The sequence below is a fragment of the Shimia sp. R9_3 genome (assembly GCF_017743755.1).
Taxonomy (GTDB): Bacteria; Pseudomonadota; Alphaproteobacteria; order Rhodobacterales; family Rhodobacteraceae; genus Shimia.
Map to the genome: position 1 here is coordinate 348115 of NZ_JAGHRP010000003.1, position 14479 is coordinate 362593.

Annotated in this window: 16 protein-coding genes and 2 tRNA genes; 10 read left to right on the forward strand and 8 right to left on the reverse strand. The window is 59.8% G+C overall.

Going from position 1 to position 14479, the window contains the following annotated elements:
- Positions 1-7 precede the first annotated feature (7 nt).
- Together J7412_RS10550 and J7412_RS10555 are read right to left on the reverse strand one after the other, a co-directional pair.
- Positions 8-418, reverse strand: a complete 411-nt coding sequence (locus J7412_RS10550) for a hypothetical protein (protein ID WP_209078605.1) — start codon at positions 416-418, stop codon at positions 8-10.
- Between the two features lie 39 nt (positions 419-457).
- Complete coding sequence (locus J7412_RS10555) at positions 458-1489, reverse strand: alkane 1-monooxygenase (RefSeq protein ID WP_209078606.1); 1032 nt, start codon at positions 1487-1489, stop codon at positions 458-460.
- A 220-nt stretch (positions 1490-1709) separates the two neighbouring features.
- On the opposite strand from J7412_RS10555, the gene rpmG reads away from it, so the two are divergent.
- Positions 1710-1877 carry a 50S ribosomal protein L33 gene (rpmG, locus tag J7412_RS10560; protein ID WP_007814563.1) on the forward strand — a complete coding sequence of 56 codons (168 nt, stop codon included), beginning with the start codon at positions 1710-1712 and terminating at the stop codon, positions 1875-1877.
- A gap of 111 nt (positions 1878-1988) precedes the next feature.
- Positions 1989-2516, forward strand: a complete 528-nt coding sequence (locus tag J7412_RS10565; protein WP_209078607.1) for a GNAT family N-acetyltransferase — start codon at positions 1989-1991, stop codon at positions 2514-2516.
- A gap of 74 nt (positions 2517-2590) precedes the next feature.
- Here the strand turns inward: J7412_RS10565 and J7412_RS10570 are convergent, their stop codons facing one another.
- Positions 2591-3367, reverse strand: a complete 777-nt coding sequence (locus J7412_RS10570) for a Bax inhibitor-1/YccA family protein (RefSeq protein WP_209065180.1) — start codon at positions 3365-3367, stop codon at positions 2591-2593.
- Between the two features lie 360 nt (positions 3368-3727).
- Positions 3728-3937, reverse strand: coding sequence for a DUF1127 domain-containing protein (locus J7412_RS10575; protein ID WP_209078608.1), 210 nt, complete (start codon positions 3935-3937; stop codon positions 3728-3730).
- Positions 3938-4097: 160 nt separating this feature from the next.
- On the opposite strand from J7412_RS10575, the gene J7412_RS10580 reads away from it, so the two are divergent.
- Positions 4098-4991 carry a LysR family transcriptional regulator gene (locus tag J7412_RS10580; protein ID WP_209078609.1) on the forward strand — a complete coding sequence of 298 codons (894 nt, stop codon included), beginning with the start codon at positions 4098-4100 and terminating at the stop codon, positions 4989-4991.
- On the opposite strand, the gene J7412_RS10585 is transcribed toward J7412_RS10580, so the two are convergent.
- On the reverse strand, positions 4984-5946 hold the full coding sequence (locus tag J7412_RS10585) for an NADPH:quinone oxidoreductase family protein (RefSeq protein WP_209078610.1): 963 nt from the start codon (positions 5944-5946) through the stop codon (positions 4984-4986). The genes J7412_RS10580 and J7412_RS10585 overlap by 8 nt on opposite strands.
- Before the next feature lie 331 nt (positions 5947-6277).
- Between J7412_RS10585 and J7412_RS10590 the strand changes: the two genes are divergently transcribed.
- The 3 genes from J7412_RS10590 (at position 6278) to J7412_RS10600 (ending at position 9007) form a co-directional block, all read left to right on the forward strand.
- The gene (locus tag J7412_RS10590) at positions 6278-6646 is read left to right on the forward strand and encodes a helix-turn-helix transcriptional regulator (protein ID WP_209065176.1); all 369 of its coding nucleotides are present in this window, start codon (positions 6278-6280) and stop codon (positions 6644-6646) included.
- 57 nt (positions 6647-6703) lie between these two features.
- The gene (hisN, locus tag J7412_RS10595; protein ID WP_209078611.1) at positions 6704-7498 is read left to right on the forward strand and encodes a histidinol-phosphatase; all 795 of its coding nucleotides are present in this window, start codon (positions 6704-6706) and stop codon (positions 7496-7498) included.
- Positions 7499-7657: 159 nt separating this feature from the next.
- Positions 7658-9007 carry an 8-oxoguanine deaminase gene (locus J7412_RS10600; protein WP_209078612.1) on the forward strand — a complete coding sequence of 450 codons (1350 nt, stop codon included), beginning with the start codon at positions 7658-7660 and terminating at the stop codon, positions 9005-9007.
- Positions 9008-9073: 66 nt separating this feature from the next.
- On the opposite strand, the gene J7412_RS10605 is transcribed toward J7412_RS10600, so the two are convergent.
- Both J7412_RS10605 and J7412_RS10610 read right to left on the reverse strand, forming a co-directional pair.
- Positions 9074-9148, reverse strand: a tRNA-Gly gene (locus J7412_RS10605).
- A gap of 179 nt (positions 9149-9327) precedes the next feature.
- Positions 9328-9402, reverse strand: a tRNA-Gly gene (locus tag J7412_RS10610).
- A 151-nt stretch (positions 9403-9553) separates the two neighbouring features.
- Here J7412_RS10610 and J7412_RS10615 point away from each other — a divergent pair.
- Both J7412_RS10615 and J7412_RS10620 read left to right on the forward strand, forming a co-directional pair.
- Positions 9554-9904: a hypothetical protein gene (locus J7412_RS10615; RefSeq protein WP_209078613.1), complete on the forward strand. Its 351-nt coding sequence runs from the start codon at positions 9554-9556 to the stop codon at positions 9902-9904.
- A 77-nt stretch (positions 9905-9981) separates the two neighbouring features.
- The gene (locus J7412_RS10620) at positions 9982-10833 is read left to right on the forward strand and encodes a YHYH protein (protein WP_209078614.1); all 852 of its coding nucleotides are present in this window, start codon (positions 9982-9984) and stop codon (positions 10831-10833) included.
- 39 nt (positions 10834-10872) lie between these two features.
- Here J7412_RS10620 and J7412_RS10625 read toward each other — a convergent pair whose 3' ends face one another.
- Entirely contained in the window at positions 10873-11715 is an 843-nt protein-coding gene (locus J7412_RS10625) for an isocitrate lyase/phosphoenolpyruvate mutase family protein (protein WP_209078615.1), read from the reverse strand.
- A gap of 254 nt (positions 11716-11969) precedes the next feature.
- Between J7412_RS10625 and ctaD the strand changes: the two genes are divergently transcribed.
- Positions 11970-13643: a cytochrome c oxidase subunit I gene (gene ctaD / locus J7412_RS10630; protein ID WP_209065170.1), complete on the forward strand. Its 1674-nt coding sequence runs from the start codon at positions 11970-11972 to the stop codon at positions 13641-13643.
- A 118-nt stretch (positions 13644-13761) separates the two neighbouring features.
- Positions 13762-14391: a class I SAM-dependent methyltransferase gene (locus tag J7412_RS10635; RefSeq protein WP_209078616.1), complete on the forward strand. Its 630-nt coding sequence runs from the start codon at positions 13762-13764 to the stop codon at positions 14389-14391.
- The last annotated feature ends 88 nt before the right edge of the window (positions 14392-14479 follow it).

Here is a 14479-nt window from a genome sequence, read left to right on the forward strand (position 1 = left end):
GTGCGGGCTACACACCCACCTCCGGGCCAAGGCACAGCATCTCTTCACCCGCTGCCGGGTCGATTTCATAGAGCACCGTGCCGTTTGGCTCATTCTCAAACGTGGCGGTCAGCCCGCGTGCGCTTTCAAAAAAGCTCCAGCATTGCGGGCTGGGATTGTCTTCATAGACAAAGCAGATCTGCGCGCCCTGCTCAAACCACTCGCCCTCTTTGCATTGCCCGTCCAGAAAGGACCAGCGCACACGGCGGTTGGGCAGGTATTCCTCCACGCCATAGCGCTGCCCGTCCGCTTCAAAGAACAGCGTCTTTCCTGTGACATAGGCTTCAAATTCCGCGCCTGACATGGCGCTTTGCGCCTGCGCGGTGTGGGGCAGCAGGGTAATGGCGAAGGCGGTTGTGAGCAGGGCAAGGCGTGTCATGAAAGCAATGCTGCCTGACAACCGCTGCCCAATCCAGTCTCAATGCCGTGTTGCGCGCAGTTTTGCCACGCGCGGGTCCATCACCCGCCGCCACATGCGCGGCCACAGCGCCAGCGTGGCCATCAGCGGCAGAGAGTGCGGCAGGATCGGCATCTCGTGACGGTCGAGCCGCAGCGCCGGATAATCGCGTGTCGGGGTCATGTGGTGATCGGAATGGCGCGGCGCATTGAGCATCAGAGCCGAAGTGTAAAGCTGTGGCGCGTTCCAGCTGTGCTGCGGCCCCACAGGCTCGGGCTTGCCATTGGCCCGCTTGGCGCGGCGCAGGCCGTAGTGCTGCACATAGTCAGACAGCAAAAGCTGCATGGTGCTGTAACTCGCCAGCGCAACATAGGCGATTGCCCCCTTGGGGCCGGCATAGATCGCCGCCAAGGCCAGCATCAGCGCGCCACCTGCCACATAAGCCACATAGGGGTGCATCCCCTTGGCGCGGCCTTTGGCTCTGGCGCGCATGTCGGTCTCCGCCCGCAGCCCGGCCCGGAAAGAGCCCAGCCAGGCGCGCGGCCAGAAGTGATAAAAGCTCTCGCCATCGCGCGCCGAATTGGGGTCTTTGTTGGTGGCCACCCAGACGTGATGCACCTTGGTGTGCGCTGACGTGTGATGCCCAAACAGCAGCGAGATATAGACCCACATGCCAATCAGACGCGGCAGCCGCGCAGGCTTGTGGATCAGCTCATGGGCGTTGGCGTTGCTGACCTGTCCAAAGAACAGCCCAAAGGCAATGAAGACACAAATCCTGGCCCCGTGGCTCAAATCCGTGATCCCGGCCAGCGCGGCAACGCCGATGGCCATCAGGGGAAAATGCAGCACACCCAGCAGCAGGGACAGTCGCAGACCTGAGGGGAATTCACCGTCCGCACCGGCCTTCGCCGCCGCGCCGCGCACCAGACGGTCCATCACATGCACCAGCGTGCCCATGTAAACCAGTGCCGCCACCGCCCACAGGCCGCCCAGGATCCCGGCCAGCGCCAAAAGGACCACGGGAATCGTTGTTGCGATCCAGAACCAAACCATGTCATCTTTCCCCATCAAAGAGCGCGCGCTCTCTGTAATTGCGCGAAATTACCTATTCGTTGACGGGCTGCAAAGCCGTTCTGGGTGGGAATTTTCCGCGCAACCCAACTTTCTTTGAGGATTCTCGGGAAAGCCCATTGACTCAGGCCAGACCATCAGTAAAAGGCGGGCTTCAAGAGATTTTCACGGGGTAGCTGTACCCCGGCGCAGGAGAAGCACAATGGCGAAGCCGACGACCATCAAGATCCGTCTGAACTCGACCGCGGGCACGGGCCATTTCTACGTGACCAAGAAAAACGCACGTACCATGACCGAAAAGATGGTCGTACGCAAATACGACCCGGTGGTGCGCAAGCATGTCGAGTACAAAGAGGGCAAGATCAAGTAAGATCCCCCTCTGAGACACATGCAAAAGCCGCGCCACACCAGGCGCGGTTTTTTGCTTTAGGGGAGCCGCGCCTGAAAGAACAAAAAACTGTTTCCTTCAGGAGGGTCCCCAATGCCCCACCCATTTTTTATCCGCCCCGCCACGATTGACGACCGTCAGGCCGTGACCGCGCTGTTTGGCCAGTCCTATCCGGATCTGCTGCCCAATGATTACAGCGCTGATGTGTTGCAGGATGCGCTGCCCCTGATCACGCGGGCACGCGGATCGCTCTTGGCCTGCGGCACCTACTTCCTTGCAGAATGTGCCGAGACCGACGCCATCGTCGGGGCAGGGGGCTGGACCGACCTGTCGCCCTCACGGGGTGTCAGCGGCGTCGACCTTGGTCATGTGCGCCATGTGGCCACGCGGCCTGACTGGCTGCGTCGCGGCGTGGCCCGGGCGCTGATTGATGTGACGCTCGCTTCCGCAGAGGCCCACGGCATGCGCCAGATGAGCTGCCTCAGCACCTACACCGCGCGCGATTTCTACGCCTCTATGGGGTTTCAGGAGGCCGCTGAGGTAGAGCTCACACTGGCGCCGGGCGTGCATTTCCCTGCCATCCAGATGACCCGCACACTGGCGGATCCTGCGTTGGCGTAAGGCGCTATGGTCTTCGGACAAAAGAAAAGGGCCGGTCGCTGTGACCGGCCCTTCTTCTTGAACTGTCGCTCGGCTTACTCGCGGTTGCCGAACAGCTGCAGCAGCATCATGAACATGTTGATGAAGTTCAGATACAGGCTCAGGGACCCCATGATGGCCGACTTGCTCAGCCACTCGCTGTCGCCGTGGTGGGCGTGTGCGAGGTAGGTGTTCTTGATGTTCTGCGTGTCATAGGCGGTCAGGCCAGCGAAGATCAGAACGCCGATCACGGAGATCGCGAACGCCATGGCGGAAGACGCCAGGAAGATGTTCACGATGGACGCGATGATCAGGCCGATCAGACCCATGATCAGGAAGGTGCCGATTGGGCCAAGGTCACGCTTTGTGGTGTAGCCATAGAGCGACAGGCCAGCAAAGGCGATGGCGGTGATCAAGAAGACCTGAATGATGGATTCGCCGGTGAACACCAGGAAGATCGAGCTGATCGACAGGCCCATCACGGCTGCGAATACGTAGAACACCAGCTGTGCCGCAGAGGCGGACATGCGGTTGATCGCGGCGCCAAAGCCAAAGACAAACAGCAGCGGTGCAAACATGATCACCCACTTCAGCGGGGAGCCATAGATCGCATAACCAAAAGAGGTCAGATATTTGTCAGCGCTGATCTGCGCAGTCGCACCGGACGGATCCGTGGTCACGGCCAGACCGGAAATGGCCCATGCCGCCGCAAAGGTGATCAGCATGCCTACGGACATTGTGCCGTAGACTTTGTTCATATGGGCGCGCAGGCCCGCGTCAATTTCCGCTGAACGTGCGCCAACAGCGCCGCGCAGTGTTTCAAATTCAGCCATCTCAGCCTCCGAATAATACGTTCCCTCCCCACAACGGCTGTTGCCGGGATGTCCGTCCTAAATATCGGTGAGCATTGAAGCGAATTCAAGGATTTCCGGTGTCAGAGACGCGGAAATCCGACGCATTTTTGCGGTGCTTTTTTAATAAGCGGGGCCTGCGGTTTGCTGGCCTGCGCGGCGCGCTTTCCCTCTTGAGCTAGGATTTGGCTCTAACTGGCGGAGGTTAGCCTCTGTGAGCGCAAAGAACGGGTCTGTTTTGCGCTCACTGGGTTGTGATGACGTGCCCCGTGAGAGGGGCGGATCTGGCGAAATGGGGCAAGGCCCATAGGGTGCCGGATGTTGTCGGTGCCGGTTTAAAGGTCAGCCTTTCCAATGCGCGGGCACATCCCAAGCCGACCGTTTCAGCTCTGCCTGCACATCGGCTTCGGTCAGACCCATGTCAAACAGCGCGGCTTTGTCGAGCTGCGCAAGCTGGCGGCGCTGACGGCGCACGGCAAACACTTTCGCGACGCGGGAGAAAACGGATTTGGATGTGCCGGAGGCAGCTGCGGAGGTGGTGATGAAGGCCATTGAGTCGCTCCTTTCTTAAATTGCGATTGTTTTCGTGCTCTGCATCAAATTACTTGATGTATATGGGAGGCGGGGTATATCTTGAAAGCGAATGTTTGTGAGGTATTGCATCACAGATTCTGATGATATATCGAAATCCGTGATTTATAGGGGGAATGGCATGCGAAATCTTGATGTAACCACGTTGCGCAGTTTTGTGGCTGTGGCCGATATGGGCGGCGTCACCAAGGCCGCAGGCTTTCTGCATCTCACGCAATCGGCGGTGTCGATGCAGCTCAAGCGCCTTGAGGAACTGATCGGTGTCGCATTGCTGGATCGCTCAGGCCGCGGGATCGCACTGACGCCGGACGGTGAGCAGATGCTTGGCTATGCCCGTCGGATGGTGACGCTGAATGATGAAATCATGCGCCGCCTGTCTCATGACGAATTTGAGGGCACGGTGACGCTTGGCGTGCCGCACGACATTGTCTACCCCGCCATTCCGCGCGTGATGCAGCAATTCAGCAGCGCCTTTCCACGTGTGAAGGTCAATCTGGTCTCCTCCTACACGCTTGAGCTCAAGCAGATGTTTGAGAAGGGCGAGATTGATCTGATCCTGACCACGGAATCCAGCACGCCGGACGGGGCAGAGGGGCTTTGCACCCTGCCATTGGTCTGGATCGGTGCGCCCGGCGGGGCCAGTTGGCGCCGTCGCCCCATTCAATTTGCCTCCGCCCGCCACTGTCTCTTCCGTCCGCGCGCCATTGCGGCGCTGGACCGTGCGGGGATCGAGTGGGATTCAGCACTTGAGACAGATTCTGATCGCACCGTTGAGGCGACGATCACCGCGGATCTGGGGATTGGAGAGATGCTGCTTGGCACCGAGCCGCGCCATCTGGAGGTGATCGACCACGGCGGATCGCTGCCCGATCTCGGAGAGCAGCACATCAATATGTATGGGGCGGATCAGGCCAAGGGCGACGTCATCGCCCAATTGGCCAATCTCATTCGCAAAGGGTTCCAGCCCATGCATGCGCAGGTGGAACACCCGGTGCGGCTTGGGGTGGTCAGTTGATGGCCACCACCACCTTGCCGGTGGATTTGCGGCTGCGCAGCAGCTCATAGGCCTCTGCTGACTCCTCAAGCGGCAGAACATGGCTCACATGCGGGGAGAGCTTGCCTTCTCCATACCAGCCAAACAGGGTTTTCATGCTGCCGACAATCACCTCTGGTTTAAATGCCAGATACCCGCCCCAATAGAGTCCCATCACCGTGAGGTTTTTCACCAGCAGGTGGTTTGCCGGGATCTGTGGAATGTCACCGGATGCAAAGCCGATCGGCAACAGGCGCGCTTCTGGCCGGCAGGCGCGGAAGGCCGCTTTGAATTGCTCGCCGCCCACGGGATCATAAACCACATCAGCCCCACCCAGCGCTTTGACCTCCGCGCGAATGTCCGCATCGGTGGCGTCAATCAGGTGATCCGCCCCGGCCTTTTGCGCCACCGCGAGCTTGTCCGCCCCCCGCGCACAGGCAATCACATTGGCGCCCATCAGCTTGCCAAGCTCCACCGCCGTCAGGCCAACACCGCCCGCCGCGCCCAGTACCAGCAGGTTCTCACCGGGCTGCAGGCGCGCGCGGTAGTCCAGCGCCACATGGCTTGTGCCATAGGCCACAGGGAAGGCCGCCGCGTCCTCAAAGCTCATCATATCCGGGATCGGCACCGCGCTGGCCGCATCATAAACGCCAAACTCCGCCAGGCCGCCGCTGCCGCCAAACACCAGCACACGTGTGCCAATTGCAGGGCCTTTGGTGTCCGGGCCAAGCGCGTCCACCACGCCTGCGACTTCCATGCCAAGGGTGAAAGGCACCGGCGGTGTCGCCTGATAGGTGCCCTTGATCATAAGGAGATCACCGAAGTTCAGAGCGCAGGCGCGGATCTTCACCCGAATCTGCCCGGCTGCGGGTTCCGGCGTGGGCAAGTCCACCAAACGGGGGGCGGTGTCGTGGGAAACTACCTGAAAGGCGCGCATGTCTCTTCTCCTCTGTTTGGCGAGCATTCACATGGGTTCACAATCAAGTCAAAGCTGACGCTGGGAAACGGGTAATTTCGAACGAAACATCACGTAATGAGAGTATTTTACCACCATACCTATCCGAATGGACCTACCCCTTTGGGCATCCGTTCGCCTTTATGTTTAGGAGACCAACACATTCTATCCCTTGATTATAAGGGGAAAACTGTTAAGCTTAAACAATCGCGAATGGGATGCGCGATAGTTGCACTATTTAACTGGAGCCGCGTCTGAGCTTCCGCTCAGGGATTGTCTGTGGCTTGGCAATTTTATTCGAAGGAGACGAGTCATGACACACCCGGTGGATGTGCATGTTGGTAAGAAGATACGGCAGCGTCGCTGGCTGACGGGGATGACCCAGCAGCAGCTGGCCGAGCAGGTTGGTATCAAGTTCCAGCAGATCCAGAAGTACGAAACGGGCGCCAACCGCGTCAGCGCGTCTCGTCTTTGGGACATCTCGGATGCACTTGATGTGCCTGTGAGCTTTTTCTTCGAAGGCTTGGAAACAGACAAAGAGGACGGCACCACTCAATCCGTTCCTTCCGATATCATGGCAGACAAAGAAGCGCTGGATCTGATCCGCAGCTACTACGCCATTCCGGAGAACCAGCGCCGCCGCCTGTTCGAGCTGGCGCGCGTCCTCAGCGACGTCGCTTGAGTCCGGTCCCGCTCTGAGTTAGCCAATGAGCGAATTCAGGGCGGAGGCAAGACCCAAATGACCCCACAGGACCAAACGCAGTTGATGGCCGTGGCAGATGCCATGGCCGATGCCGCAAGACAGGCTATTCTTCCCCATTTTCGGCATCACGCCCTCACTGCGGACAACAAGTTGGATGGCGGGTTTGACCCGGTCACTGTAGCGGACCGCGCGGCCGAAGAGGCTATGCGGTCTGTTCTTGCGCAGATGCGTCCGCAGGATGCGATCTTGGGCGAGGAATTTGGCGAGAAATCCGGCACCAGCGGTCTGACCTGGGTGCTTGATCCGATTGACGGCACCCGCGGGTTTATCTCCGGCACGCCCACTTGGGGGGTGCTGATCGCCGTGTCTGACGAAACCAGCCCGATCTTTGGCATTGTCGATCAGCCCTATATCGGGGAGCGCTTCAAAGGCGGCTTTGGCGTCGCCGAAGCCCATGGCCCGCATGGCACCACCCCGCTGAAAACCCGCGCGACCGCCGCGCTGTCAGAGGCCATCCTCTTTACGACCTTCCCCGAAGTGGGCACCCCGGCAGAGCGCGCCGCCTTTGAGCGTGTGGTGCCTGAGGTCAAGCTCACCCGCTACGGGATGGATTGCTACGCTTACGCGCTGCTGGCCGCGGGTCAGGTCGATCTGGTGATTGAGGCGGGCCTCAATGCCTATGACATTCAGGGGCCGATTGCGGTGATCGAGGCTGCTGGAGGCATCGTCACCAATTGGCAGGGTGGCCCTGCGCATGAGGGTGGTCAGGTGCTCGCGGCCTCCAATAAAGTGCTTCACGAACAGGCGCTTGCGCTTTTGTCAGCAGGCTGACGCTGCGGCGTCACCTCCCGCTTGCTTTCTCAGGCTTGAAACCGATGCGCCACAGCCGTTAGGGTCGTGGCGCATGACGAGTCCTTTGCCCGCTTTCTGTCGCCATGCCTCAGACCTTGCACCGAATCGGGCCACTTAAATGGCCAAAGGAGTGTGCACATGTCGGCAAACAGCCGCTATCTGATCAAATCTGCCCAGACCATCCTGACGATGGATGACACCCGCCGCGAGCTGGCAGGGCAGGACATTCGCATTCGGGATGGGGTGGTTGCTGAGATCGGCCCAGATCTTGTGGCCGCTGATGGGGAAGAGGTGGTCTTTGCCCAAGATTGCGTGATCACGCCGGGCCTCGTGAACACCCACCACCATCTTTACCAGACCCTCACCCGCGCTGTGCCGGGCGGGCAGGATGCGCTGCTTTTTGGCTGGCTAAAGACGCTCTACCCGATCTGGTCCCGCTTTGGACCTGAGGAAATGTATGTCTCCGCGCAGGTTGGTCTGGCCGAGCTGGCCCTGTCCGGCTGCACCCTGACCTCTGATCACCTCTATCTTTACCCGAATGGCGCACGTCTGGACGACACAATCGCCGCCGCGCAAAGCCTTGGGATGCGCTTTCACCCCACGCGGGGCGCCATGAGCATTGGCGAAAGCGACGGTGGCCTGCCACCCGATGCGCTGGTCGAGCGCGAAGACGCCATTCTTAAAGATGCGATCCGCCTGATCGACACCCACCATGACGCTGCCGAGGGCAGTATGCTGCGCGTTGGCGTGGCCCCGTGTTCGCCTTTCTCGGTCAGTCGCGAGCTGATGCGTGATGCGGCGCTGCTCGCGCGCGACAAAGGCGTGATGCTGCACACCCATCTGGCCGAAAACGAAGAAGACATCGCCTATTCACTGGAAAACTTCGGGTGCCGTCCGGGGCAATACGCCGAAGAGCTTGGCTGGGTCGGCGAGGATGTCTGGCACGCCCATTGTGTGAAGCTGGACGCTTCCGAAATCGCGCTCTTTGCTCGCACCAAAACCGGCGTGGCCCATTGCCCGTGTTCCAACTGCCGCCTTGGCAGTGGCATTGCACCAGTGCGCGCCATGCGCGACGCCGGCGTGCCGGTTGGCCTTGGCGTGGATGGCTCTGCCTCAAACGATGCGGGCAATCTGGTGCTTGAGGCACGCCAGGCCATGTTGCTGCAACGTGTCGCAAATGGCGCGGACGCCATGAGTGCGCGCGAAGCGCTGGAAATTGCCACGCGCGGCGGGGCAGAGGTGCTGGGCCGTCCGGATTGCGGTCAGATCGCCGTGGGCAAACGCGCCGACCTCGCGCTCTGGGATGTGTCCGGCATCGAAAGCGCGGGCAGCTGGGATCCGGCGGCGATTCTTCTGGCCGGGCCAACCACGGTGCGCGACCTCTTTGTCGAAGGTCGCCAGATTGTGCGCGATGGCCAGATCACCACGATTGATTTGCAAAGCGCGATACAGCGTCAGAACCAACTGGCCCGCGCGCTCGCGCCGTAAATTTACGAGAGTGTGAAAAGCAAAAGGCGCGAAGGAAAAACCTTCGCGCCTTTTTGGCTGTCCAATTGGAGCGGGCGAGGCGATTCGAACGCCCGACCCTAACCTTGGCAAGGTTATGCTCTACCCCTGAGCTACGCCCGCACCGTTTGGATGGCCGTGATTTAGCGATCCCACCGGGGGACTGCAAGAGCAAAAAGTGAGAAAAATGCGCCGCGGCGCAGATAATTTTTCACGCGGTGATTTTGCGAAAATTTGGCCCGGAAACGCGAAAAGGCGCGGATAAATCCGCGCCTTCTTCAGCACTCCCGATTGGGAGAAATTGGAGCGGGCGATGAGATTCGAACTCACGACCCTAACCTTGGCAAGGTTATGCTCTACCCCTGAGCTACGCCCGCGTCCTTGGGTGAGGCGTGGAATATAAAGACTCACCGAAGGCTGCAAGTGGAAAATGCACCTGTGACAAAAAAAGTTCATTTTCGCGACGGAATCCAAATCCCACGACGTTTCAGTTTAAAATTCCACCTCCGGTCGGCACACAGTTAACCTATGAAGAAACGTAATTTTATCTTGGGCCTTTTGGCCACGCCAGGATTTGCCTTCGCACATGAAGGTCATGGCGCATCTCAGGTATCTGTCAGTGTCGAAGTCATTAAACGTCGTGACAATACCGTACATCTCCTGCTGACAATGCTGAACAAGGGCACCCATACCGCAATGCTGAAAGACGTAAGTGTTGAGGGCGCAGAAGTGCTTAACGCTTATTGGGCCCAAATCCCCTCAGGGGCTTTGGAGGATATGCCGCTTGCGTTGCAGTTCTCCGGTCCCGTTCCGGGCATTTTTACCCTGATGCTGGATTTTGGCGACGCAGGACATGGGCCGGTGGTGGTGAAACTCTAAATCGCACCACAGGAACAAAGGAAACCGGCATGGTCAGGCAAACGCAACTTGAGAATCTAAAGATGGCTTTGTTGGCCATGACCATTTTTATCGGCGGCGCTGCATATTGCGAAGCGCAGGGCCGCCCGCCAATGCGCAAACATACCGCAACAACCACAGAGCCGTTGTCTCTGGCGCGGGCCAATCAATCGGCTGGGCGCAACCAAGTCTCAATTACGACCGAGGGAAACCGCCGTGTGATCGCTGCCAATGGCATTCCGGCGCATAAGGTTGGCCGCTTCCCCAATCGCGGCAACCCACACAGCATAGGGGCACAAAATTATCGCTTCATAGTGTCATTGGCCCCCAAAGCCAGCTCCCGCGCCACCTCCAATGAGAGGAACCTGTTTGGCGTCGCGGTGAATGGCGTGCCATTTGATCCCGGCGCTGCCGAGTTCTGGCAGGGCAACCGCCGCTCCGGCTGGCAATATGAGGCATTGGGCGGCGCGGTGCCTCTTGGTCTGGATGCCAACTATGCGCATGTGCAGCCCACAGGGGCGTACCATTATCACGGCTTGCCAGTTGGCCTTTTGCAGGGCCTTGGCTGGTCTTCCAAAACCGCGTCCCCGCTGATCGGCTATGCGGCTGACGGCTTTCCGATCTATGCGATCACTGCATCCGTGAACGGAAAAGTGGTCGAGATGACAAGCTCGTACCGTCTCAAATCCGACACCCGCCCGGATGGCCCCGGCGGCAAACATGACGGCACCTTTGTGCAGGACTACACCTATGTCGCAGGCGCAGGCAGTCTGGATGAATGCAATGGTGCCGTTGTCAAAACGGCGGAATACGCAAACGGCACCTACGCCTATTTCCTGACCGAGACCTTCCCGGTCATTCCACGCTGCCACAAAGCCAAAGCTGACAGCAGTTTCTCCAAGCGGCGCTGATCATGCGCTTAAGGGTGGGCAGGGGCTTCGTGTCTGCGCTCACCCGTCCCGCTGCTCAAGCGGCGCATCCCGCATGAGGCCCATCAACTCCGCCCCCGGCATCAATCCCTCTGCATAATCAAATCGCCCGGTGCGCAAAATCTCTGCCGTGGCTTTCTGCAAGGTCTCATATGCCAGCCGCACCAGCGAGCCGCCCACGCTGATCCGCTTCACCCCGGCCTCCGCCAGCTCCTGCACCGAATAAAACGGCGGGCGCAGCCCCATGACCACATTCACAGGCTTGCCCACCTCGGCGCAAACCGTGCGGATCGCCTCCAGATCCGGCAACCCCGGCGCATAAAGCACATCCGCCCCGGCCTCCTCATAGGCCTGCAGCCGCGCAATCGTGTCTTTGAGGTCCGGACGGCCCCATAGGTAATTCTCTGCCCGCCCGGTCAGCAGGAAATGCCGCCCCTTGGCCGCCTCTGCCGCCGCGCGCACCCGGTCCGCCGCCAGCGCAATCTCATGCACGCCGCCCTCCGGCCCGCCGGTCGCATCCTCAATCGAGCCACCCACAAGCCCCGCCTCAGCGGCCATCTCTATGGTCTCCGCACAGGTCTCGGGGGTGAGGCCGAATCCATCCTCCAGATCCGCGGAGACCGGCAGCGCGGTTGCCGCCACAATCTCGTGCGCATTCTCCAAAAGCCGCGCCCGCGTGACCGCCGCGGCCCCGTCGCGCAATCCGGCCGACACCGCGCAGCCCGCACTGGTGGTCGCCAGCGCCTCAAAGCCTACATCCGCAAACAGCCGCGCCGTGCCCGCATCCCATGGATTGGGCATCACAAAGGCCCCCTCCCGGCTATGTAATTGGCAAAACTTGGAAAATTTCTCGGCACGTGTCATGGCGCGGTCCCCCTCACAAAGCGTTTTTGTCGTCTTTTGATTGTGTTAGTCTTCGCGCAGCGCGCCTCAAAAACCACTGTTTTCTTGGATCAGACCGGAATTTTGCCGCCGGACTGCTGCGCTAGGGTGCGACAATTTATTTTGATCTATGTCAAATAGGAAAGTTGCGACACCGCCTGCGGGGTTCTACAACTGCGGTGACGGCGGTTTCAGCGAGATTCCGCACACTCTAATAATACAACAGGAGGAGCGGCATGGCAGACGCAGCCCTACAAGGCCACGAGCACCATGACGATAGAGGGTTCTTTACCCGGTGGTTCATGTCCACCAACCACAAAGACATTGGTCTGCTTTATCTGATCGTTTCGGCGCTGGCCGGCTTTATCGCGGTCTTCTTCACCGTTCTGATGCGCATGGAGCTCATGGAGCCCGGCGTACAGTATATGTGTCTGGAAGGCGCACGTTTCCTTGGAGGAGGAGACGGACCTTGTACACCAAACGGTCACCTCTGGAACGTGCTGATCACCTACCACGGCGTCTTGATGATGTTCTTCGTGGTGATTCCGGCGCTGTTTGGCGGCTTTGGCAACTACTTCATGCCGCTGCAGATCGGTGCACCGGATATGGCATTCCCCCGCATGAACAACCTCAGCTTCTGGCTTTATGTGGCCGGTACTTCACTGGGTGTGGCTTCCATGCTGGCTCCGGGCGGCAATGACCAGCTTGGCTCCGGTGTGGGCTGGGTCCTCTATCCACCGCTCTCCACCGGCGAAGGCGGCATGTCCATGGACCTCGCGATCTTCGCGGTGCACGTCTCTGGTGCCTCCTCGATCCTCGGTGCGATCAACATGATCACCACCTTCCTGAACATGCGCGCCCCGGGCATGACGCTCTTCAAAGTGCCTCTGTTCAGCTGGTCGATCTTTGTCACCGCATGGCTGATCCTTCTGGCGTTGCCGGTTCTGGCGGGCGCAATCACCATGCTGCTCACCGACCGGAACTTCGGCACCACCTTCTTTGATCCAGCAGGCGGCGGCGACCCGATCCTTTATCAGCACATCCTTTGGTTCTTCGGCCACCCTGAAGTGTACATCGTGATCCTGCCGGGCTTTGGCATCATCTCTCACGTGATTGCCACCTTCTCCCGCAAGCCGGTCTTTGGCTACCTGCCAATGGTCTGGGCGATCATCGCGATTGGCGCGCTGGGCTTCGTTGTCTGGGCACACCACATGTACACCGTGGGCATGTCCCTGACGCAGCAGTCCTACTTCATGCTCGCCACCATGGTGATCGCGGTGCCAACCGGCGTGAAGATCTTCAGCTGGATTGCGACCATGTGGGGCGGCTCGATCGAGTTCAAAACCCCGATGCTCTGGGCGCTGGGCTTCCTCTTCCTCTTCACCCTGGGCGGCGTGACCGGCATCGTTCTGTCGCAGGCCTCTGTGGACCGCTACTACCACGACACCTACTACGTGGTTGCGCACTTCCACTACGTGATGAGCTTGGGCGCGGTCTTTGCCATCTTTGCCGGGATCTACTTCTACTTCGGCAAAATGACCGGCCGTCAGTACCCTGAATGGGCGGGCAAGCTGCACTTCTGGCTGTTCTTCATCGGCGCCAACCTGACCTTCTTCCCTCAGCACTTCCTGGGTCGTCAGGGCATGCCACGTCGTTACATCGACTATCCGGAAGCCTTTGCATATTGGAACAAGATCAGCTCCTACGGCGCGTTCCTGTCCTTTGCCTCCTTCCTGTTCTTCTTCGGTGTGGTGTTCTACTCCCTGTTCCGCGGCGCGAAAGTGACCGAGAACAACTACTGGAACGAATACGCAGACACTCTGGAATGGACTCTCCCGAGCCCGCCGCCAGAGCACACCTTTGAAATCCTGCCAAAGCAGGAAGACTGGGACAAAGGCCACAGCCACTAACATGGCGTCGGCATTGACCTAACCAAAGAGGCCCCGGCGCACCCCGCTCCGGGGCCTTTTCTATCCTCCTGTAGGGTGCGCATTCACTGCGCACCGCCACACATACCCGATCCCAGAGATGCCCAGCCCCCAAGATCTCTCAACCGTCAAAGCCAACATGCACGCGGTCTATGACCGCAACGCCGCCCATTGGGATGCACAGCGCGATCTGTCCCTGCGCGAAGCCGGTTGTCTGGCGAAGGTCATGGCGGGCATGCCCCAGCCTGCGGATGTGCTTGATCTTGGCTGCGGTGCCGGACGCCCGCTTGCGGCGCATCTGGTGGCGCGGGATCATCGCGTCACCGGCATTGATGCAAGCCCCGCCATGATAGACCTTGCCCAGAGCAACGTCGCGGGCGCCACCTTCCATGTGATGGACATGCGCGCACTGACGCTTGAAGAAGGCTTTGACGTCCTCCTGAGTTGGGACGCGTTCTTTCATCTCAGCCCGGAAGAACAACGCGCGGCACTCCCAAAGATGCTCTCTCTGCTCCGCCCGGGCGGCAACCTTTTGCTGACCGTGGGACATGGCGAAGGCGAGGTCGCAGGCACGGTGGCGGGGGAACCTGTCTATCACGGCAGTCTGGAGCCCTTGGAATACCTCGAAATCCTGGAGAGCGCCGGGTTCGCCCATACGCGCTACACCCCCAATGATCCCACCGTTCTGGGCCGCTATGTGCTTCTGGCCTGCGGCAAAGGCATGAAGTGAGACCCCGCCCGCGATGAGACTTCCCACCACAAGCTTCTCATTCCCCCAATATCCCGGGGTGAATTGCCCGCAGGGCAAGAGGGGCTGG